The sequence below is a fragment of the Devosia sp. Root105 genome (assembly GCF_001424865.1).
In the GTDB taxonomy this organism is placed as follows: domain Bacteria; phylum Pseudomonadota; class Alphaproteobacteria; order Rhizobiales; family Devosiaceae; genus Devosia_A.
In genome coordinates this window covers 341,279-360,745 of the sequence record NZ_LMCR01000015.1, presented here as the reverse complement: position 1 = coordinate 360,745, position 19,467 = coordinate 341,279, and the positions used below count along the sequence as shown (strand labels likewise).

20 protein-coding genes are annotated in these 19,467 nt (G+C 66.3%); 12 read left to right on the top strand and 8 right to left on the bottom strand.

The window, feature by feature from the left end:
* Window positions 1-30 precede the first annotated feature (30 nt).
* Window positions 31-615, top strand: a complete 585-nt coding sequence (locus tag ASC68_RS15155; protein ID WP_055880822.1) for a TetR/AcrR family transcriptional regulator — start codon at window positions 31-33, stop codon at window positions 613-615.
* Between the two features lie 177 nt (window positions 616-792).
* Here the strand turns inward: ASC68_RS15155 and ASC68_RS15150 are convergent, their stop codons facing one another.
* Window positions 793-1,305: a putative immunity protein gene (locus ASC68_RS15150; RefSeq protein WP_055880819.1), complete on the bottom strand. Its 513-nt coding sequence runs from the start codon at window positions 1,303-1,305 to the stop codon at window positions 793-795.
* An 89-nt stretch (window positions 1,306-1,394) separates the two neighbouring features.
* On the opposite strand from ASC68_RS15150, the gene ASC68_RS15145 reads away from it, so the two are divergent.
* Window positions 1,395-2,354, top strand: a complete 960-nt coding sequence (locus tag ASC68_RS15145) for an alpha/beta hydrolase (RefSeq protein WP_082528217.1) — start codon at window positions 1,395-1,397, stop codon at window positions 2,352-2,354.
* Here ASC68_RS15145 and ASC68_RS15140 read toward each other — a convergent pair.
* Complete coding sequence (locus tag ASC68_RS15140; RefSeq protein ID WP_055880816.1) at window positions 2,304-3,902, bottom strand: winged helix-turn-helix domain-containing protein; 1,599 nt, start codon at window positions 3,900-3,902, stop codon at window positions 2,304-2,306. The two genes, ASC68_RS15145 and ASC68_RS15140, sit on opposite strands and share 51 nt — an antisense overlap.
* A 454-nt stretch (window positions 3,903-4,356) precedes the next feature.
* On the opposite strand from ASC68_RS15140, the gene ASC68_RS15135 reads away from it, so the two are divergent.
* Entirely contained in the window at window positions 4,357-6,780 is a 2,424-nt protein-coding gene (locus ASC68_RS15135) for an autotransporter domain-containing protein (protein WP_197421233.1), read from the top strand.
* A gap of 2 nt (window positions 6,781-6,782) precedes the next feature.
* Here the strand turns inward: ASC68_RS15135 and ASC68_RS15130 are convergent, their stop codons facing one another.
* Window positions 6,783-7,355, bottom strand: coding sequence for a TetR/AcrR family transcriptional regulator (locus tag ASC68_RS15130; protein WP_082528194.1), 573 nt, complete (start codon window positions 7,353-7,355; stop codon window positions 6,783-6,785).
* Between the two features lie 51 nt (window positions 7,356-7,406).
* Here ASC68_RS15130 and ASC68_RS15125 point away from each other — a divergent pair, with 51 nt between their 5' ends.
* The 6 genes from ASC68_RS15125 (at window position 7,407) to ASC68_RS15100 (ending at window position 12,306) form a co-directional block, all read left to right on the top strand.
* Window positions 7,407-8,102: a DUF4336 domain-containing protein gene (locus ASC68_RS15125; RefSeq protein ID WP_055880811.1), complete on the top strand. Its 696-nt coding sequence runs from the start codon at window positions 7,407-7,409 to the stop codon at window positions 8,100-8,102.
* 389 nt (window positions 8,103-8,491) lie between these two features.
* A complete protein-coding gene (locus ASC68_RS15120; protein WP_055880808.1) occupies window positions 8,492-9,052 on the top strand; it encodes an N-acetyltransferase in 561 nt (186 codons plus the stop codon).
* Between the two features lie 144 nt (window positions 9,053-9,196).
* Window positions 9,197-9,481 carry a hypothetical protein gene (locus tag ASC68_RS15115; RefSeq protein WP_055880805.1) on the top strand — a complete coding sequence of 95 codons (285 nt, stop codon included), beginning with the start codon at window positions 9,197-9,199 and terminating at the stop codon, window positions 9,479-9,481.
* A gap of 72 nt (window positions 9,482-9,553) precedes the next feature.
* On the top strand, window positions 9,554-10,351 hold the full coding sequence (locus ASC68_RS15110; protein WP_055880803.1) for an ADYC domain-containing protein: 798 nt from the start codon (window positions 9,554-9,556) through the stop codon (window positions 10,349-10,351).
* Window positions 10,352-10,441: 90 nt separating this feature from the next.
* The gene (locus ASC68_RS15105; RefSeq protein WP_055880800.1) at window positions 10,442-11,110 is read left to right on the top strand and encodes a CoA pyrophosphatase; all 669 of its coding nucleotides are present in this window, start codon (window positions 10,442-10,444) and stop codon (window positions 11,108-11,110) included.
* Complete coding sequence (locus ASC68_RS15100) at window positions 11,107-12,306, top strand: CCA tRNA nucleotidyltransferase (RefSeq protein WP_055880797.1); 1,200 nt, start codon at window positions 11,107-11,109, stop codon at window positions 12,304-12,306. The genes ASC68_RS15105 and ASC68_RS15100 overlap by 4 nt, the downstream gene beginning before the upstream one ends.
* 171 nt (window positions 12,307-12,477) lie before the next feature.
* Here ASC68_RS15100 and ASC68_RS15095 read toward each other — a convergent pair whose 3' ends face one another.
* Window positions 12,478-12,666: a DUF1059 domain-containing protein gene (locus ASC68_RS15095; protein WP_055880795.1), complete on the bottom strand. Its 189-nt coding sequence runs from the start codon at window positions 12,664-12,666 to the stop codon at window positions 12,478-12,480.
* A gap of 172 nt (window positions 12,667-12,838) precedes the next feature.
* On the opposite strand from ASC68_RS15095, the gene ASC68_RS15090 reads away from it, so the two are divergent.
* Window positions 12,839-14,014, top strand: a complete 1,176-nt coding sequence (locus tag ASC68_RS15090) for an HD domain-containing phosphohydrolase (RefSeq protein ID WP_162247972.1) — start codon at window positions 12,839-12,841, stop codon at window positions 14,012-14,014.
* Here ASC68_RS15090 and ASC68_RS15085 read toward each other — a convergent pair whose 3' ends face one another.
* The 4 genes from ASC68_RS15085 to ASC68_RS15070 form a co-directional block, all read right to left on the bottom strand.
* The gene (locus ASC68_RS15085) at window positions 14,015-15,184 is read right to left on the bottom strand and encodes an AAA family ATPase (RefSeq protein ID WP_055880789.1); all 1,170 of its coding nucleotides are present in this window, start codon (window positions 15,182-15,184) and stop codon (window positions 14,015-14,017) included.
* Between the two features lie 98 nt (window positions 15,185-15,282).
* Window positions 15,283-15,714, bottom strand: coding sequence for a hypothetical protein (locus ASC68_RS15080; RefSeq protein ID WP_055880787.1), 432 nt, complete (start codon window positions 15,712-15,714; stop codon window positions 15,283-15,285).
* A 355-nt stretch (window positions 15,715-16,069) separates the two neighbouring features.
* Window positions 16,070-16,939 carry an oxygen-dependent coproporphyrinogen oxidase gene (hemF, locus tag ASC68_RS15075; RefSeq protein WP_055880784.1) on the bottom strand — a complete coding sequence of 290 codons (870 nt, stop codon included), beginning with the start codon at window positions 16,937-16,939 and terminating at the stop codon, window positions 16,070-16,072.
* Window positions 16,936-17,400: a tRNA (cytidine(34)-2'-O)-methyltransferase gene (locus tag ASC68_RS15070; RefSeq protein ID WP_197421246.1), complete on the bottom strand. Its 465-nt coding sequence runs from the start codon at window positions 17,398-17,400 to the stop codon at window positions 16,936-16,938. Before ASC68_RS15070 ends, hemF begins: the two co-directional genes overlap by 4 nt.
* A 236-nt stretch (window positions 17,401-17,636) precedes the next feature.
* Between ASC68_RS15070 and petA the strand changes: the two genes are divergently transcribed.
* Both petA and ASC68_RS15060 read left to right on the top strand, forming a co-directional pair.
* Complete coding sequence (gene petA / locus ASC68_RS15065; RefSeq protein ID WP_055881291.1) at window positions 17,637-18,161, top strand: ubiquinol-cytochrome c reductase iron-sulfur subunit; 525 nt, start codon at window positions 17,637-17,639, stop codon at window positions 18,159-18,161.
* A gap of 14 nt (window positions 18,162-18,175) precedes the next feature.
* The gene (locus tag ASC68_RS15060; protein WP_055880780.1) at window positions 18,176-19,465 is read left to right on the top strand and encodes a cytochrome b N-terminal domain-containing protein; all 1,290 of its coding nucleotides are present in this window, start codon (window positions 18,176-18,178) and stop codon (window positions 19,463-19,465) included.
* Window positions 19,466-19,467: the final 2 nt, after the last annotated feature.

The window sequence follows — 19,467 nt, the reverse complement described above, 5'->3', positions numbered from 1 at the left end:
CCATACAGACCTGTCTGGTAGTGTCAAGCCATGGCGAAGAGCGATTCCTCCACTGACCCCGCGTCCGCGCCGCTGCCGGCGCGGCGGCGGCTGCTCGATACGGCGACGCGGCTGTTTTATGCGCTGGGCATCCATGCGGTGGGCATCGACCGCATCATCGCGGAAGCCGGTGTGGCCAAGGCGACGTTCTACAGCCACTTTCCGTCCAAGGACGACTTGGTGGTCGCCTATCTCGAGGAGCAGGACCGGATCGGCCGCGCCGCCGTTGCCGCGCTGCCGAAGCTACCACCGCGCCGGATGCTCTCGGCAATCCTCGGGCGCATCAGCACTGCCGGCATGGCCGGGGATTTTCGCGGCTGCCCATTCCTCAATGCGGCAGCCGAATACACCGACCCGGTCAGCCCGGTGCGCCGGGCGATCGATGCCCGCCGCGCCTGGTATCACGGCGTGCTGCGCGACCTGCTGGCGGCGGATGGTGATCCGGCGCCGGAGGTGACGGCTTCGCTGCTGGTGGCGCTGTCGGATGGGTTGCTGGAAATCGCCTATCTCGATGATCCCAGGAGCGTGCCGGCGCTGATCGAGGCAGGGTTGGCGAGGCTGTTGGTGGCACGCTGAGGCAATGGGGCCACCCCATGGTGGAGCAATAGCCACCACTCGCTCCACCCACTCGGTGTCATCCCAGCGAATGCTGGGACCCATCTAACCGCTTGCACTGTGGCGAGTTGGGTCCCAGCTTTCGCTGGGATGACAGCCGGTGGGGGTGGAGGCAGGCAGTCCGCCAGCGAGCAGCCGCTAATCAAACACCGACCAGCAGATGGCGTTGCGTTGCTGCTGGTCGTCGAGCACCAACGCGCGGATTGCGTCGGGCAGCTGCGCGCGCTGCCACGCGCACTCCTCGCGCCGGGCCTGCTCCCGCTCGGCCTCCGGTGCTGCGGCCTCAGCGGCGCGGATGGCATAGGCGGCCGCACCCAGATCATGTGCCGCGACATGCGCCACGGCGACGGCCTGGCCGGCCGACAGTGCCGCGAATTTGGCGGCTCCGGTGAGTTCACGCCCGGCGGCGTTGGCGACGAAGGCCATGCTGTGCGCCTGTTTCATCGCCACTTCGCCGCGGATCCAGGCGTGGGTCAGCTCGATCGCCCGGCGGGGCCGGTCGTCGCCGGGGCAGGCGGCTTCGAAGTGGTGCAGCACATGGGTGGCGCAGTCCGCCGCCCAGCGGGCGAGCAAGTGGTGACCGGCATCAGTCAGCGTGCCGCCGCGCCGGATGGTGACGAGCCGCGGATCGCGTTCTTTGCTGAGGATCATCCGTCTGCCTTTGTCTCGCGCTGATGGAGCCAAGCGGCGCTGCCTGGCGTTAGCCCGGCATCATGGATAACCGGGAAAGGAGTTTGAAGATGACACCCCCAACTCGTCAACGGCTTCGCCTCAAGGGAGGCACCGAGCTGTCGTTCCTCACCGCCGGCGAGCCGTCAAAGCCAGCCGTGGTGCTGGTACACGGCTTTCCCAACGCGGCGCGGATGTTCGAAACAGTGATGACCGAGCTCTCGGGTGAGGCCTACCTGATTGCGCCGGACCTGCCGGGCTATGGCGAATCCGAGCCGCTGGCGTCACCATCGCTCAGCGGCTTTGGCGATGCGATCGCCGAACTGCTCGACCGGCTCGATGTCGGGCCGCGCTATCTCTACGTGCATGATTTCGGCGCGGCGGCGACGTTGCACATGGCGATGCAGGCGCCCGAACTGGTACGCGGGCTGATTATCCAGAACGCCAATGCGCACCGCACCGGGTTCGGCCCGCTCTGGGCGAACTCGCTGGAGTTCTGGGCCCATCCGACGCCGGAAAATACCGCCGAGGTGATGTCGGTGCTCAGCCTCAAGGGGATGCGCGACCAGTATGTCATGGGCGTGCCGCCGGAAGTTGCGGCGCAGATCCCGGCAGCCGAATGGGAAGAGGATTGGCGGGTGATGAACCTGCCCGGGCGGATGGACACCCAGCGAGTGCTGCTGCGAGATTACGGCCGCTATGCCGAGCGCTTCGACGAGATCGCCGAGTACCTCAAGAGCTACCAGCCGCCGGCGCTGATGCTGTGGGGGCGGCATGATGCGTTCTTCGATATCGCCGAAACGCTGTCCTGGATGCAGGACCTGCCGCGGATGGAGGCCCACATTTTCGATGGCGGGCACTTGCTGCTGGAAACCCACGCGGACGTCGCGACGCCGCTGATCGGCGCGTTCATCCGGCGCACCGAGCAGCAGCTCGGCAGCAGCAAGCAGCAGCTCGGCAGCAGCAAGCAGAACGTACACTCAGCGCTCGGGCAGTCCGAGCTCCACCAGCACGGACATCACCCGGGCTGACGCTTCGAGGAAAGCCGGGCTGACATTGCGCGCCGGCGGCTCGACATTGGCGGCGGTGGAGCCGGGCCGCAACAGCATGCCGGCCGCGAACGCCGCCCTGGCGTCGGCGGTGCGGCCGAGGCGCTGATAGGCGGTGGCGAGCATCAGGTGCGTGCGGCCGGAGGCGGGCGTGACGGCGATCGAGCGCTTAAGCCAGAGTGCCGCTTCGGCGTCCCGACCGAGCAGCACATTGACCCAGCCGATGCCCAGCAGCCAGGTCCAGCGCGACACTGTCGGCGTGTCGTAACGATAAGCTTGTTCAAAGCTCATGAGCGCATCCTCGAAGCGTCCGAGAAACACCTGCGCGAGGCCTGTCTGGTAGAGAGCCGAGCCATTCCAGGGGTCGAAGCTGGTGGCGCGGGCGCAGGCAATCAGGCTTTCGACGAACTCGTTGGTGGCCGCGAGGAACCGGCACTGCGCTTCAAGCACGGCGATGGAGCGTGGGCGCAGCGCTATGGCGCGCCTGAGCATCGCCTCACCGTTCGCCCGCGCCGCGGCGGCTTCGGCTTCGTCGTACCAGACCATCTGGATGCCCCGGGTCTGCAGGCCCGCAAGCGCCACCTGCAGGTCGACATTGTCGGGCGCCGTGGCGAGGGCGGTCTTCAGCATCAGTTGCGCTACGGCGAAGCGCTCGCGCGAGGTCTGGTTGATCGAGGCCGAAGCCTGCTCGATGGCAACTCGGACGCCTGGCGGCGGCTCGGCTGCGCCGGCAGTGCCGCCCTCCAGCACCTCGTTGAGCCAGCGGGCCAGCCGGTCGCCAGCGCCGGCGGCGAGGCGGATCTCCTGCAGCTCGGGCTCGAGCGCAGTATCGACGCTCGCGGTGGCGACGGACTCGACCACACCGGTCGCCGTGCGAACGGCACGGAGCTTCAGCGTCCAGGCGCTGGCGGTCCTGAGCAGTTCGCCGCGCACCTCGAACTGGGCGGGGGTGCCGGCGCCAGGCGCCAGCACCTGCAGGTTGTCGATGCGGGCGAGGCCATCGACCAACTCGTCGGTCACCCCGGCCGCCAATGCGCCGCCGTCGCCGGCGGCGCTGGCATCGAGGATCGGCACCACGGCAATGGTCGGGGGTGGCGGCGCCATCAGGGTCGCCAGGGCAAATCCCGCGATGCCGATGACGGCAGCGACGGCCGTGATCAGCACAAGGCCGCCGCTTGACGGCTGGGCGCGTCGCGCGAAGGGCTGAGGTGTCGGCGTTGAGCCTTCCTCCAGCGCCGGCACGAACAGGTAGCCGCGACCGGAGACCAGCTTGATGATCTGGCGCTGCTCGTCGCCGAGTGCGGCGCGAATCTCGCGGATGCACTGGAACAGCCCGTCCTCGCCGACATGGACGTTCGGCCAGACCGCTTCCATCAGTTCCTGCTTGCTCAATACGCGGCCGGCGTTGGCGACGAACAGGCGAAGCATCTCGAAGGTCTTGGGACGCAGCCGGACCAGTGCGCCATCGGGACCGCGCAGCTCGGCACGCTCCTCGTCCAGCTCAAATCCGGCAAACCGGGTCGTCGCCATGCCCCAAACTCCCGGCGCACTCGATGCCTTGCCGGTCCTGCTATTGCAAGCGCCCCGAGCAAAAGACGCGAATTTCAGAAAAATTTCAGAATGCCGCGTCTGCGCTTTCAGGACTCGGTTCGGAGGCAATGAGAAGAGGAGGCGCGGCTCTATTTTCGGGCTGGCGCAGGGGGCAGTCATGTTCAACCAATGGTCGGCGAACACAGGGGCGGTGCGTGCGTTGCGGCGCGCGTGCAGCCTGTCAGCGCTGCTTTTGGCGGCGACGGCGCTCAGCGCGTCGCCGGCGAGGGCCGTGGACCCTAGCGCCGCGCAGTGGGTCAATCCCGACTCGGGCGACTGGCTGGACCCAGATAACTGGGATCTCGGCAGTGTTCCGACTTCGGTTCATAGCTCGTATATCCACGGTGGTGGCACCGCCCAGGTTACGGGTGGCGCCAACGCTTTGAGCGGCCAAGTGATCATAGGCACGGGCCTCGGTAGCGGCGTCGTCGAGGTGAGCGGCTCCGGGTCCACTCTCACAACCGTGGACAATATCTATCTGGCTGTCTTTGGTTCCGGCACGCTTGCCATCAGCGATGGCGGCGAGGTGAGCATCGGCGGCACCGCTTATGTCGGCCAAGGTTATGACAGCACCACGGGCGGTATCGGCCTCGTCATGGTGGCCGGCCCGGGGTCGGTCCTGAGTGCCAACGACCTCAAGGTAGGCTTCAACGGCAAGGGCACGGTCGAGGTCAGCAAGGGGGGCACGCTAAGCGCGGCAAGCTCCGAGGTGGGTTCCCTGGCTGAAGGGGACGGCAAAATCGTGATCGATGGCCCCGGCTCGAGGCTGCAAACCGAGTTCCTCCGGGTCGCCGTTGACGGCGACGGCGCCGTCGAGATCAGGGGCGGCGGTACCCTCAGCAGCACGTGGGCCTCGGTCGCCAGCGGCGCAGGAACGATCGGCCAGGTGGTGGTCGACGGCCCGGGTTCGAGCTGGACCAATACCGGCAGCCTCGACCTCGGCGGCATGGGACAGGCGGACCTCACCATCAGCAATGGCGGGCGGTTCAGTGCGGACAACATCAATATCGGTACGGCGGGCAAGCTCAACATCGGCGCGGCCGCGACCAGCGCGCCCGTCGCCGCCGGGACGCTCAAGGCCGGCAGCATCTCGCTGACCGACGGGGAAGCGAGACTCATCTTCAACCACAGCAGCGCGAACTATGAACTGGACACCGACATCTCCGGCATCGGAGTCATCGAGCTGCTGGGCCCCGGCAAGACGGTGCTGACCGGCAACAGCCGTGACTTCACCGGCGAAATCAGCGTCGTCGGCGGCGAACTGATGGTCGATGGCTGGCTCGGCGGCGACATGACCTCGAAGGGCCGGTTGAGCGGCGAAGGCGTCGTCCGCAATGTCAGCGTGGTCGGAGGCGGGGTGATCGCCCCGGGCAAAGATCGGATCGGCACGCTGGCGGTGGAGGGCAACCTCTACATGGCCCCGGGCTCGACCTATGAGGTGGAGATCGACTCCGGTTCCAGCGACCTGATCCAGGTGATGGGGATCGCCTATGTCGAGGGGGCGGACATCGCCATCAAGCGTGGCGTGGGGCCGCTGGCACTGGGGGGAGGCGGTTACACCATCCTCAGCGCTGACGGCGGCTTCTATGACGGCTTCGGCGACATCATCTCAGACTATGCCTTCGTTACGCCGTCGATCGCCGTCACCCGTGTAGGCAGCTCCGACCTGGTTGGGCTCAAGTTCACCCGCAACGATCTGGCTTTCACCGAGGTCGCGAAAACGGCGAACCAGTCGCAGGCCGCGGCGGCAGTCCAGGCGCTTGATATCAACAATGCCACCTACAGGACCGTTCTCAGCCTCAACCAAGCCGAAGCGCAGACGATGTTCGATGTGCTCTCGGGTGAGGGGCATGCGACGCTGAAGGGCGTGCTGATGGGCAATGCCGGGCTGGTGTCGGACGCGCTGGTGCAGCGGCTGGATGCAGCGCGGACGCTCGATGGTTCCGGCGCCGTCAGCGGCTATGCCGCGCTACCGGCACTGCCGGAGGCGGGCGGCGGCAACGCGATGTGGGGCGAGTTCTATGGTGGCTTCGGCAAACTCGGCAGCGACGGCAACGCAGCCGAGGCCGAACAGGCCAGCGGCGGGCTGCTGCTGGGGGCCGACGCGGCCGTCGGCGACTGGCAGATCGGCCTCGCGGCGCAGCTGGGACAGACCAACGTCTCGATCGCTGATCGCGCTACCGAGGCGACGACCGCCGACATCGGCGCCGGGTTCTATGCCGGGACGAACTGGGGCGACACCGGGTTCTCGCTCGCCGGCACCGTGACGCAGCACGCCATCTCGACCAGCCGCGAAGTGGGGCTGGGGCTCAACGAAACACTGACGGCCGAGTACGGCGCCACCACTGGCCAGGTGGTCGCCGAGCTCGAGCATGAGTTCGATCTCGGCGCCGCGAGCCTGACGCCGTTTGCGCGGCTGGGCCATGTCGTCCAGGCGACCGAGGCCTTCCAAGAGACCGGCAATGGCGGCGGCGCAGCCCTGTCGGGTGAAGCCGACGTGGTCAACCAATCCTTCGCCACGCTGGGTCTGCGTGGCGCGTATCAATTCGTGGTGGGCCAGGGTGGTCTTGCGACATTCAGCGGTGGCATCGGCTGGCGTCGTGGTTTTGGTGAGGCGCCCACCGCGCATCTTGGGTTCAACGGCGGCTCGCCATTCGTTATCGCAGCCACCCCCGCCGCCGCGGACTCGTTACTGCTCGAGGCGGGGTTCGACCTCGACCTGGCCGAGGGGCTGGATGTTTCCGCGAGCTATACCGGCGATCTCACGGTCGACGGCCAGTCGCATGCTCTGAGGGCCGGGCTGGGCGGGCAGTTCTGAGGCTAGGTACTGCCGATGCCCTCGACGACGAGGCGGATGATGCGGCGGATATCCGCCTCGCTGAACCTGCCGGTGGCGAGCGCGGTGAGCATGGCCTGCCCGTAAATGCCGAGCAGGACGAGCGCCATGAAGTCGGGACCCTCGTCCCGGCGGATGACGCCCTGCTGCTGGCCAAGGACCAGGATGTCGCGGATGAGGCGCTGGAACGAGGGACGATCGGGCGGTGGCGCCACCGAGGGGCGCTCGGCGGGGCTCAGCGCCAGGCGGGCGAGCGAAGGGTTGGCAAGGCACCAGCCGGCGCTGTCGAGGAACACTGCGGCCAGCAGTGGCAGGACGTCCTCGTTGGCGGCGATGCGGGCCCGATAGCCGGCGTCGCCGGCTTCGACCCGGGCGATCAGCTGCAGGGCAATCTCATCCTTGGAGCTGAACAGATTGTAGAGCGTCTTGCGGGTCAGCCCGGCCCGCGTCGCGATCTCCTCCATCGAGGTGTTGGCAAAGCCCAGCGCGCGAAACGCCTGGTCGGCAGCCTCGAGGATCAGGGCACGGGAGCGGTCGGTTCGCTTCGGGGTTGTCATAAGTACACAGTAGTGTAATTTTATACGGGTGTGAAGATGCGGGATTATGAGATGTGGGAAGCGTTTGGCCCGGAGATCTGGATTGTCGATGGGCCGGTGGTCACCGCCGCGGCCGGCTTTCACTATCCCACCCGCATGACCATCATCCGGCTCGGCGGCGGCGACCTGGTGATCTGGTCGCCGGTCGCGTTGACGGCGCAACTGCGCGGCGAAGTGGAGGTGCTGGGCAATATCCGTTACCTCGTGGCGCCCAACTCGCTGCATGACAGCTTCATTGCCGACTGGCATCGCGCCTTTCCGGTCGCCCAGGTGCTGGCGGCGCCGGGTGTCCGCGAGAAGCGAGCCGACCTCAGGTTCGGGGCGGATCTCGGCAATACGCCGGTACCCGGCTGGACCGGCGAGATCGAGGTCGTCCTGGTGCGCGGTAACCGGATCACCACCGAGGCGGTAGCCTTCCACCGGCCGAGCGGCACAGTGATCTTTACCGACCTCCTGCAACAGTTCCCGCCCGGCTGGTTCAAGGGCTGGCGCGCCCTGGTGGCGCGGCTTGACCTGATGCTGGCGGACGAGCCCTCGGTGCCGCGGAAATTTCGTGTCGCCTTTTCCGACAAGCGCGCCGCGCGGGCAGCGCTCCGCCGCATCCTCGCCTGGCGCGCCAGCAACGTGCTGATGGCGCATGGCACGCCGGTCAGACGGGACGGCCACGCCTTCCTCAGGCGGGCTTTTGCGTGGCTGGTGAAGTGGTGAGGGAAGGGCCCCGAACTGACCCTCGAATGGTCGTTTCGGCGTCAAACCAGCGACACAAACCCGTCCCTACATGGCTTGACGTTTGTCGCGCTTTCGAACCGGAAAAGTCTGCAACTTTTCCTGAAAGCGCTCCGGTGAACCGGTAGCGCCTGCAAGGCGTTGTGACGCGGGCGGGCAGAATCTGCGGAGGCGGTCTTGAAATTTGACTGCAGGTCCATAATTTTGCGTGGACGCGTTGGCCGACACGATGCTAATGCGCTTTTCAGACGTCAGGAGGCGTCCAGGATGGAGAAGGCTTTTCAGGTGACCCGACGACCGTAATCGGTCGGCAGCCGGCTTAAGTGGGCCGGTACGTTTGTCCTCGTCTTGTTTGTTCCTGGACCAGTCACATGATCGCGCCTTCCGTCTCCGTCGCTGCTGAAGCAGCGCCTCCGCAACTCGGCCTGCCCACCATTCGCTTTGCTACTCCTGCCGACGATCAGTTCGTCGAGGATCTGCAGGCGCTTGCCTTCGGCCCGGGCCGCTTTGCCCGGACGGCGTTCCGGGTGCGCGAGCGCTTCCCGATCGACACGACGCTCAGCCTCATCGCCGAAGTGAACGGGCAGGCCTGCGGTTCGGTGTGGATGACCCCGATCAGCGTCGGCGGCATTGACGGCTACATGCTTGGCCCACTAGCGACGCACCCGGATTTCCGCAAACGCGGCGCCGGCAAGCTGCTCGCCAAGGAAGTCTCCCGCATCGCGCTGGAGCGCGGCAAAGGCAGCTTCGTGCTGCTGGTCGGCGACCGCGACTATTATTGCCCGCTCGGCTGGGTGCCGACGCAACTGGGCGCCATCGAGTTCCCCGGACCGGTCGATCCGAGCCGGGTGCTGGTCTACTCCAACGACCCGACGATGGCCGTGCGGCTCGCCGGCCCGATCAAGGCGTTCGGCGCCGGCAAGCGCTCGTAGCAAGGGGAACGGCTGGCCCTTCGGGGTCGGCTGCCGCTTGAACGAGGCCGTCAGCAACGGTTCATTTCAATCGAGCTAGGTCGCCGCATCGCAACGGCGCAACGCCGGACAACCGGCCCGCCTTCCTCATTTGAAAGAACTGCAATGATCCGTGCATCTCTTGTTCTCGCTGCCCTGCTGCTCGCGTTCTCGGCGAGTGTTCCGGCTCATGCCGGCATTGCCGACAATGGCACCACCATCAACGGCATTGACCCGAACGGCATCGACCCGAATGGCATTGACCCGAATGGCATTGACCCGAATGGCATTGACCCGAACGGCATCGACCCGAATGGCATCGATCCGAATGGCATCGACCCCAACGGCGCCAACACCACGGGTGCGTTGGTCAAGCCGATGAAGCTGATCGCGGTCGAACTGGCCAACTGATCGACGACGCCGGGGACGAACGGTCGTCCCCGGCGAACACCATCGCTCCCCCGAACGCGAAGCCCCCCTTTCATGTCCCTGACATCGCTCTGTGCGCTGCTCTGCACCCTGCTGTCCATTGGACCTGCCACCGCACAGACGCCGCCCGCGCCGACCGTTACCGCGATCGAGGCCGCGGCGGGCAGTTTTCGGGCGACCCTGTCGGATGGAACGACGCGGCAGGGGACGGAACTGATCGGCATGGTGCTGACCTATTCGGATGGCGACACCACCATCCGGGTCAAACTGAAGGGCGTACGCCCCGACCCGCGGGACGCCACCGGCAGGCTGCAGCTCAACGACCTGCGCTATGCCGATACCGACAAGCCCTATTGCCTGCCATCTGCCGACGGGCTGCGCGAGGGCTACGCCATCGCCGGACGTGCCGCCGACGATGGCACCATCCACCCGGCCGAGCCGGGCGAGTTCGTGCTCGCCTGCACCTCGGGCGCACAGGGCAAGTGCCTGCGCTTCGGCTATCGGCCATGGGAGGTCGGGCCGGACGGTGTCTCTAACGCGGATCGCTACAACGCCTGCATCCACATGATTCGCGCGGACTATTGCGGCGACGGTACGGCGACCACCAATGACGGCACGCTCATCGACATGTTCGACGATGCCGGCATCCAGCAGGCGGAGCGGAAGCCCGGCTTCAGCTTCGAGGCGGCGTGGACGCCGGAAGGCGCGGCCTGTGTGGCGCATGTGCGGATTCGTGAGAACATCTCGCTCGCGGATCTGGCTCGGACCTGTCCGCGCCTCGCCGGCAAGCTCGGCCCCGAAGCCTGCAGCGAGGGCGCTGTTTCGGCAGACGTCTACAACCTGTCGAAGTAGGCCGCGGGCGGGCGGCCGCCGCCACGGTTGTTGATTTGTCGCATGACCTTAGCGGAAAAGTCTGCCAGTTACCGGGGGAGACGTTCTGGAGTGCCGGCCCTGATTGACGACGCGCTGATCACGAGAATCGCCGGCCGGCTGCTGCGCGAACCGGAAGCGTTCGACGCGGCGGCCGGCATGCTGCCCGATTGGGTGCCTGATACGCCGCCCGGCCGCCCGCCGGTGCCGGCGGCGGTGCTGATCGCGCTGGTCAGGCGCCCCGAGGGGTTGTCGATCCTTTATACCGAGCGCTCGCCCGAGCTCCGCTCGCATTCGGGGCAGATCGCTTTCCCGGGTGGCAAGGTGGATCCGACTGACAAGGACGCGGCCGATGCGGCGCTGCGCGAGGCCTGGGAAGAGGTGCAGCTCGACCGCGGCGAGGCCAAGGTGCTGGGCTTCATGCCGCTCTACTATACCGGCACCAATTACCTGATCACTCCGGTGGTGGCAGTGGTGGAGCCGAGCCGGCCCTTCATCCCCAATCCGGGCGAAGTCCGCTCGGTGTTCGAGGTGCCGCTCGATTACCTGATGACGCCGGGCAGCTACACGACCTTCCACATCAAGCGCGGTGGCCGCGAGCACTCGACCTGGCAAATCGAGCATAGCGGGCTTGTCATCTGGGGCATAACAGCGAACCTTACGCGACGCTTCCACGATCTGGCCTTAAGCCCTGAAAGGGATTGGAGCCCAGAGCAGGACCTGAGCCCGGAGGGCGGTTGAACAAGCTGGGGGACATCGACGAACGCCTCAAGCGCGCCGACTGGCTGATGCGGCCGGAAACGCAGCGCATGATGGCTTTGCTCGATGGCGCGGAGGGCCGGACCCGGGTGGTGGGCGGCATCGTGCGCGATACGCTGCTGGAGCTGCCGCGCGCCAACTCCGACATCGACATGGCCACCGAGCTGAGGCCCGAGGAGGTGATCCTCAGGGCCGAGCGGGCGCGGCTTTCAGCCTATCCGACCGGCATCGAGCACGGCACGGTGACGCTGCGGCTCGATCGGCTCACTGCCGAAGTGACGACGTTGCGCGAAGATGTCGAGACCGACGGACGGCACGCCGTGGTGCGCTTCGGCACCGATTGGCGGCAGGATGCGCTGAGGCGCGATTTCACCCTCAATGCCCTTTATGCCGGCATGGACGGTACGCTGTTCGATCCGCTGCACGGGGTGGAGGACTGCCTTGCCCGCAAGGTGCGGTTCATCGGCAAGCCGGCCGAGCGGATCGCCGAGGACCGGCTGCGGGTCTATCGCTTCTTCCGCTTTTCGGCGAGCCATGCCGGCGAGCAGTTCGACCCGGACGGGCTCGCCGCCTGTGCCGCGGCGGCGGGGACGCTGGGACGGCTGGCGGCAGAGCGGGTCGGCGCCGAGATGCGCCGCATGCTGGCGCTGCCGCGCATCGCCAATACGCTGAAGGCGATGCGCGAAGCGCAAATCCTGCCGTTGCCCGAGGCAATGATCAGGCTGCTCTACGGCTACGAGCGGCGGGCGCGGAAGCCGGAATACACGGCGCGACTGGCGATCCTGATGTCGGAAATCGGCGCGGAGCGGTTGCAGGCGATGTGGCGGCTGTCGAACGACGATATCGGCACCGCCGAGGCGATCCTTTCGGCGGCGCGGCTGATCGCCGAGTTCAAGCTGAACGAGGCGGCCTACCGGCATCCCGGCGCACTGGCAGACGGCATCGACGTCGCGGCGACGCTGTCGAACTGGGGCGAGGCCGGCAAGCTCGCCGTTCTCGAGCAGCTGCAGCGACTCGACGTGCCGCACTTCCCGATCCGCGGCAGCGACCTCCTCAACCTCGGCATGTCACCTGGGCGGGAGCTCGGCGAAGCGCTCGAGCGGCTCGAACGGGCCTGGATCGAGAGCGGTTTTGTGCTCGATCGCGCGGCGCTGCTGGGGATGGTGAGGCGGGGGTAGGGCTTCCGTTCTCCAGGGCCGGTGTGCTTGGCGCTCCTCACCCTGGCCCTCTCCCCAAACGGGCGAGGGGACGCGAGGTGAACCGGCGGTGCCACACCGCCCCCTCGCCCCTTTGGGGAGAGGGTTGGGGTGAGGGGTAGCCAAGCGCGCAGCCCTCAGGAACTACCCGCCCTAGTGTACCGCCTCGCCCTTTTCGTGCACGCGGGCCTTGATCTCGTCGACCATGTTGGGGCGGATCAGCTCTTCGCCATGCGCGCTGCGCAGGTGCTCGGCGGCGCGGCGGACGATTTCCGCGGTGTCCTCGGCCTGGGTGTGCCAGGTGCAGCCGGGAACCAGGGTGCCACATTCGAACGATTTCATGATCATGCTCCATCGTTGGTGGCAGGACATAAGGCGCCAGGAATGCGGCAGCGGCAGGGCCACGGTTTACATGGCGATCCGCGGTCAATTGCATTCAAAGATTCACGAAACATCTACGAATGTACGGCGTGATGATCGCGACCAGCCAAGATTATCGCCGACGATGGGCAAAGTGCCGCAAATAGCAGAGCCAGCAGCAACGTCAGAGCCGAAGGGCCTGGGCACGGTGGTGTTCGTGTGCGATCCGCATTGGGAGGGGCACGGCAAGGCCATGGCGGGACAGCTCGGCGCGCCGGTGCGTCTGCTTTCGGAGCTGACCCACCGCGACCTCGCCGATGCCGAGCAGGTGGTGGTCGATGCGGACCTGCGCGACATGGATTCGGTGGGCAGGCTCAAGCATGCGCTCGACCGGGTGCCGGCGATCAAAGCGCGGACGTTCCTGATCGATGAGGGCGGCAGCGAGCGCTTGCTGCGGGTGCAGGCCAATGCCCTGGGGGCGACGCGCCACATGGTGCGGAAGTTTGCCCTGGCGGAGCTCCGCCGCGAGTATTCGGTGACCGGCCGGGCGCGCCGCTCCGCGGCGGCGGAGGCAGCGCTCAGGGCCGACACGGGTGGCGTGTCGATCGCCGACGCCGAACGCTCGCTCGAGGTGCTGTTCGAGGGCATACTCAGCGACGCGCCGATGTCCATGGAAGCCGTGTCACAGGCCGCGGCAGGCGTCCTGGCCAGCGTCAAGGCGGTTGGCGCCGATGCCTGGCTCGCCTCGGTGCGCCGGCACCATGAGGGGACGTTCCAGCATTGCCTGTTGGTCACCGGCGTCGCCGCGGGGTTCGCCAAGGGAGCGAAGCTCGGCGGTGGGCAGGCGGCGGCGCTGATGAATGCTGCGCTGCTGCACGATGTCGGCAAGGCGGTGATCCCGCGCCACATCCTCGATAAGCCCGGCAAGCTCACCCCGGAAGAGTTCGAGGCGGTGAAACTGCATCCCGGCGCCGGGTTCGACTATCTGAGCAAGCACGGCACGGTGTCGCCGCTGGTGCTCGACGCGGTGCGGCACCATCACGAAGCGCTCGACGGCAGTGGTTATCCGGACCAATTGCGCGGCGCTGAGATCGGGCCGCTGACGCGTATTCTCACCGTCTGCGATATCTTTGCGGCGCTGATCGAGACCCGGCCCTACAAAGAGACGCGGACGCCGCACGAGGCGATCAGCATGCTGGTCGACATGAGCATCAGCAGCAAGGTCGACTATGCGGCGGTGCGGACGCTCGGCGATAGTTTTGGGATCTCGCTGCCGGCGCAGTTCGGCGACGTGGTGCGCGGCTTCGCCGTCACCCGGCCGCGCGGCTGATCACTCATCATCGAACACGCCGAGCGCGCTGAGGCCGCGGATGGCGGTGCCATCCTCGGTGCGGATCACTTCGCGCGGCACGATGCCGCTCTCCTCGGCAATGGCGTCGGCGAGCGGCTGCGAATGGGTGACGACCCAGATCTGCGCGCGCTCGGCGGCCTTGACGATGGTGCGGGCCAGCGCCGGCAAGAGGCTCGGATGGAGGCTCGCTTCGGGCTCGTTGAGGGCGATGAAGGGCGGCAGCCGGTAAGAGAGCAGGGCGCCCATCAGGGCGAGGAACTGCAGCGTGCCGTCCGAGAGTTCGTGCGCCCAGAAGGTGCGCTTGGGCGTTTCGGGGAAGATCATGCCGAAGCGCGCGAACTCTTCGGGCGGTGGCACGACCAGTTCGGCGCCGGGGAAAGCGGCACCGATCGTCGCATCGAGGTCAATGGTTTCGCCCCTGACATGGCGGAGGGTCGCCAGCACCGATGCGAGGTTTCCGCCGCTGGACGCCAGCATCGGTGAAGTGATGGCGCGCGACGGCCGCCGCAGCGCCGAGTCGGGATCGGTGCGGAAGCCGTGGAAGAAGCGCCAGTTGCTCAGCTCCTGTCGCACCACGGCGATCTCCGGGTAGCCGCCGCGCACGGTCGAAAGCGCCGTCTCGCTGGCCAGCGCCCGCTCGTCGATCAGCTCGCGCTGACCGCCGGCGGCGCGGGCGAATACCGCGTTGTTCTTCCGTTCGAGCAGGGCGACGGGGCGCTTGCCCTGCCGCAGCTCGACGGTTTCCTCCTTGATCTGCGCTTCGGTTGGAAAGGCGGCGGAATCGGGGGTGGGGAAACCCAGCTCGATCCGGTAGGTGGGCAGAAACTCGTCGAGCTCCAGCCGAGCTTCCAGCGTCAGGCGGTTACGACCCTCGTGGGCGCGATACCCGTCGGTGCGGTACATCGGATCGAAGCTGCCATCGGCGGAGAGGTTCCTGCCGCCGGCCCAGAAGATCGAGCCGAGGCCACCTTCGCGGGCGATTTCGTCGGCCAGGGTGCCCCTCGCGGCGGCGTGCAGCAGCTCGAGCGAGCGGTAGAGGTTGGTCTTACCGACGCCGTTGCCGCCGGTGAGGACGGTGAGCTGGCGCAACGGCAGGCGCAGCTTGCGGACCGAGCGAAAACCCTTGATCTCGACATCGGTCAGCGTCATCGGCCCGGCTTCGCTCCTCTCGCGTGGCAGAGGTGTAGCGCGGCCAGCGAAGGGATAGAAGCGGTGCGCGGGTCAGGGCCCGCGCACCGCTTGTGGCCTCATGAAACGTAGAGCTGCACCGCGCCATTGCCGGCGGGAGCGATGTCGACGACCTGGTTGACTGCGATGTGGTTGCGGGCCAGGAGCTGCATCGCCGCTGGATCGGCCTTCAACGCCTCACGCAGCAGGTGGATCGACTGGTCGCTGGCGTTGAGCGCGTCGAACGCCTTCGTGGCATCGCCACCATCATTCCAGGCGGTATCGAACTTCACCACCGATACGGACCTGGCGTGCAGCAGGTCGGCAATGTTCTGGCGGTTGAACACCTGGACCTGCGGATCGAAGCTATCGACCGACATGCCGCTATTGGGCTTGGCGAGGGAGAATGCCGGGGCGGAAGCGAAGGCCGGGGCGGCGGCGATCAGGATTGCCGCGGCGGCAGCCGTGGCTCCCAAGCCCTTGAGAATATTGCCCTTGAGAACGTTGTTCATTTTTGAACTCCACAAGCAGCGAAGCTGAAGCGCGGTTCCGTTGCGCTGGCTGGAACCGTTCGAGGGTGCGATTTTGCACCGGCCCCTAGCATCTAGGAGCAGCCCGGGACCGCCGGTAGTTTCCGGCGGCTTAAGCTTCGGCAAGGTTGGTAAGGGTGGGGTCATGCGCAAATCTCTCCATGATCCTCCCCCGCGTGGCGGGGGAGGGACGAGGCCAGAGGCCTCACCCCGGGGGGACCAGCGAAGCTGGTGGAGGGGGGGAGCCCAAGCCGGAGAGTCTTGCCGCCCCCTCCACCGCCTTCGGCGGTCCCCCTCCCCCGCCACGCGGGGGAGGATCAAGGAGAGGTCGGTGTCTTTACGGCCAGCGCACTTCCGGGGGCATGGAGGAGAGAATCGAGGTGACATTGCCGCCGGTCTTCAGCCCGAAGGTAGTGCCGCGGTCGTAGAGCAGGTTGAACTCGACATAGCGGCCGCGGCGGATCAACTGCTCGTGGCGCTCGGCCTCGGTCCAGGGCGTCTCGAAATTGCGGCGAACCAGGGCGGGGTAGACGCTGTCGAAAGCGCGGCCGACGTCCTGGGTGAAGGCGAAGTCGGCGTCCCAGTTCCCCGAATTGTGCTGGTCGTAGAAGATGCCGCCGATGCCGCGCGGCTCCTTGCGATGCGGCAGGTAGAAATACTCGTCGCACCATTTCTTGTAGGCGGCGTAATCGACGCCATGCGCCTCGCAGGCGGCCTTGTAGGCCAGGTGGAAATCGATGCTGTCAGGGTCGTCCTGGGTGCGCCGGCGATCCAGGACGGGAGTGAGGTCGCCACCGCCGCCGAACCACCATTTGCCGGTGACGATCATGCGGGTGTTCATGTGCGCGGCGGGAACATGCGGGTTCCAGGGGTGGATGATCACCGAGACGCCGGCGCTCCAGAACTCAGCGCCTGCCTCGGTATGCGGCATCTGGCGGGCGAACTCCTCGGAGAAGTGGCCGTGGACGGTGGAGATATGGACGCCGGCCTTCTCGAACACCCGGCCGTGCAGCAGGCCCATCTCGCCGCCGCCACCGGCTTCGCGACTCCACGGTTCGATCTCGAACTTGCCGGCAGGCCGGTCGGCATGCGGCCCCTTCACCTCGGCTTCGACGGCCTCGAGGCTCTGGCAGAGCTGATCGCGGAAACTCCGGAACCAGGCCGCGGCCACTTGCTTTTTTGAGTCAATGTCGGCGGGTAATGTCATGAGAGAGCTGCAAAACCGTTGGTCTGTCGCAGCGCCTCACCTAGCACGAGGCTGCCGGCCACGGCCACGTTGAGCGAGCGCATATCTTGTCGCATGGGAATGCGGACGCGCAGCTCAGCGTCATCAGCCACCGCATCCGGCACCCCGGCCGACTCACGGCCGAGCAGCAGGATGTCGTGGGGTTGATAGGCCACGGCATAGGCCGAGACGCTTGCCTTGGTGGTGAGGAGCGCCAGCCGGCGCCCGGCCGAGCGGCGCCAATCATTGAAATGGGTGTAGCTGTCGTGCTCGGTGAACTGGGCGTGCTCGAGGTAGTCGAGCGCCCCGCGGCGGATCGAACGCGGCGAGAACTGAAAGCCGGTCGGATGGATGATGTGCACCATGACGCCGAGGCAGGCGCCGAGGCGGAGCAGGGTGCCGGTGTTCTGCGCGATATCGGGTTGGTAGAGGGCCAGATCGATCATTGGAATTCTTGAGTGTAGAGGTTAGGTTTTAGGCGGTTGCTATAGTGTCGCATCGGGGGAAAGTCACCCTGACTCCGGCTGGACAAGCCCCATTCATAGTGTCAAAAGAACGCCCAAATCACGCGCTGTTGAGGGCGGGGGTTGGCTCTGGCTATGTGGCCCTATGCCAACGGGCACCGAGGCGCTGATCAAGACACAACAGACGGAAGCTTACCTTGGCGACGCAATCCAATCTGGCACATCAGGACGACCCTAAACCGGGTCGGCGCGATTTCCTCTATATCGCGGCGGGCGCCGTAGGCGCGGTGGGCGTTGCCGGGGTGACCTGGCCGCTGATCAACCAGCTGAACCCCGATGCGTCCGTGCTGGCGCTGGCCAGCATCGAGTTCGACCTTTCCGGCATCGAAGTAGGCCAGTCGGTCACCATCAAGTGGCGCGGCTTGCCGGTGTTCGTGCGCAACCGCACGCCCGAAGAGATCGCCGAGGCCAAGGCCGTTCCGATGTCGGACCTCAAGGATCCGGCGACCGACGAACAGCGCACCAAGCCGGGCCACGAGCAGTGGCTGATCATGATCGCCAACTGCACGCACCTGGGCTGCATCCCGGTCGGCGATTCCGGCGATTACAACGGCTGGGCCTGCCCCTGCCACGGCTCGCAGTTCGATACTGCCGGTCGTATCCGCAAGGGCCCCGCGCCGACCAATCTGGTGCTGCCGCCTTACGAATTCATTTCCGATACGCTCGTGAAGATCGGTTAAGGGGACTCGACCAGATGGCTCACGAATCCAGCTACGTCCCCGGTAACGTCGTCGAGAAATGGATCGACGACCGCCTGCCGATCATCCGGTGGTCCAAAGAACACCTGATGGACTACCCCACGCCGAAGAACCTCAACTACTGGTGGACCTTCGGCGCCATCCTCGCCTTCATGCTCGGCGTGCAGATCGTGACGGGCATCATCCTCGCCATGCACTACACCCCGCATGTCAGCCTCGCCTTCGACTCGGTGGAGCATATCCGCCGCGACGTGAATGGCGGCCGCATCATCCAGGCCGTGCATGCCACGGGCGCCTCGATGTTCTTTGCGGCGGTTTATATCCACATGTTCCGCGGGCTGTATTTCGGCTCGTACAAGGCGCCGCGCGAGATCCTGTGGATCCTGGGCGTGCTGCTGTTCGTGCTGATGGTGACCACTGCCTTCATGGGCTACGTGCTGCCGTGGGGCCAGATGAGCTTCTGGGCCGCCACCGTGATCACCAATATCCTGGGCGCCATTCCAGTGCTCGGCACCCCGATCCTCGAATTGCTGCGCGGCGGTTTCGCCGTCGATAACGCGACGCTCAACCGCTTCTTCTCGCTGCACTACCTCTTGCCGTTCATCATCGCGGCGGTGGTGGCGCTCCATATCTGGGCGCTGCACGTGCCGGGCAACAACAACCCGATCGGCGTGGAAGTGAAGTCGAGCCGCGAGACGGTGCCGTTCCACCCGTATTACACGATGAAGGACCTGTTCGCGGTCATCGTGTTCTGCATCCCGTTCGCCTGGTTCGTGTTCTTTGCGCCCGATATCCTGGGCCACCCCGACAACTACATCATGGCGAACAGCCAGGTGACGCCGGCTCACATCGTGCCCGAATGGTACTTCCTGCCGTTCTACGCGATCCTGCGCGCCATCGACTTCAACATCCTGTTCATCGATTCGAAGCTGGGCGGCGTGATCTTCTTCGCCGGCGCGATCCTGGTGCTGTTCTTCGTGCCGTGGCTCGATACGTCCAAGGTCCGCTCGGGCACCTTCCGCCCGATCTTCAAGTGGTTCTACTGGCTGTTCGTGGCGAACTTCGTGTTCCTGACCTGGCTCGGTTCGGCGCCGGCCGAGGGCATCTACGTGCTGCTCTCCAAGATCGCCACGGCCTACTACTTCATCTACTTCATCATCGTGCTTCCGCTGCTCGGACGCTTTGAGACGCCGCGGCCCCTGCCGACGTCGATCACTGAGTCCGTGCTGGCCAAGCACAAGGCGCCGGCGGCCGCTCAGCCTGCCGCTGCGTCGACGTCGCACTGACC

Excerpts from the sequence above, each read along its gene's own strand:
- ASC68_RS15155 (WP_055880822.1), top strand. The coding sequence starts at position 31 with ATGGCGAAGAGCGATTCCTCCACTGACCCCGCGTCCGCGCCGCTGCCG.
- ASC68_RS15150 (WP_055880819.1), bottom strand. The coding sequence starts at position 1,305 with ATGATCCTCAGCAAAGAACGCGATCCGCGGCTCGTCACCATCCGGCGC.
- ASC68_RS15145 (WP_082528217.1), top strand. The coding sequence starts at position 1,395 with ATGACACCCCCAACTCGTCAACGGCTTCGCCTCAAGGGAGGCACCGAG.
- ASC68_RS15140 (WP_055880816.1), bottom strand. The coding sequence starts at position 3,902 with ATGGCGACGACCCGGTTTGCCGGATTTGAGCTGGACGAGGAGCGTGCC.
- ASC68_RS15130 (WP_082528194.1), bottom strand. The coding sequence starts at position 7,355 with ATGACAACCCCGAAGCGAACCGACCGCTCCCGTGCCCTGATCCTCGAG.
- ASC68_RS15125 (WP_055880811.1), top strand. The coding sequence starts at position 7,407 with ATGTGGGAAGCGTTTGGCCCGGAGATCTGGATTGTCGATGGGCCGGTG.
- ASC68_RS15120 (WP_055880808.1), top strand. The coding sequence starts at position 8,492 with ATGATCGCGCCTTCCGTCTCCGTCGCTGCTGAAGCAGCGCCTCCGCAA.
- ASC68_RS15115 (WP_055880805.1), top strand. The coding sequence starts at position 9,197 with ATGATCCGTGCATCTCTTGTTCTCGCTGCCCTGCTGCTCGCGTTCTCG.
- ASC68_RS15110 (WP_055880803.1), top strand. The coding sequence starts at position 9,554 with ATGTCCCTGACATCGCTCTGTGCGCTGCTCTGCACCCTGCTGTCCATT.
- ASC68_RS15095 (WP_055880795.1), bottom strand. The coding sequence starts at position 12,666 with ATGAAATCGTTCGAATGTGGCACCCTGGTTCCCGGCTGCACCTGGCAC.
- ASC68_RS15085 (WP_055880789.1), bottom strand. The coding sequence starts at position 15,184 with ATGACGCTGACCGATGTCGAGATCAAGGGTTTTCGCTCGGTCCGCAAG.
- ASC68_RS15080 (WP_055880787.1), bottom strand. The coding sequence starts at position 15,714 with ATGAACAACGTTCTCAAGGGCAATATTCTCAAGGGCTTGGGAGCCACG.
- hemF (WP_055880784.1), bottom strand. The coding sequence starts at position 16,939 with ATGACATTACCCGCCGACATTGACTCAAAAAAGCAAGTGGCCGCGGCC.
- ASC68_RS15060 (WP_055880780.1), top strand. The coding sequence starts at position 18,176 with ATGGCTCACGAATCCAGCTACGTCCCCGGTAACGTCGTCGAGAAATGG.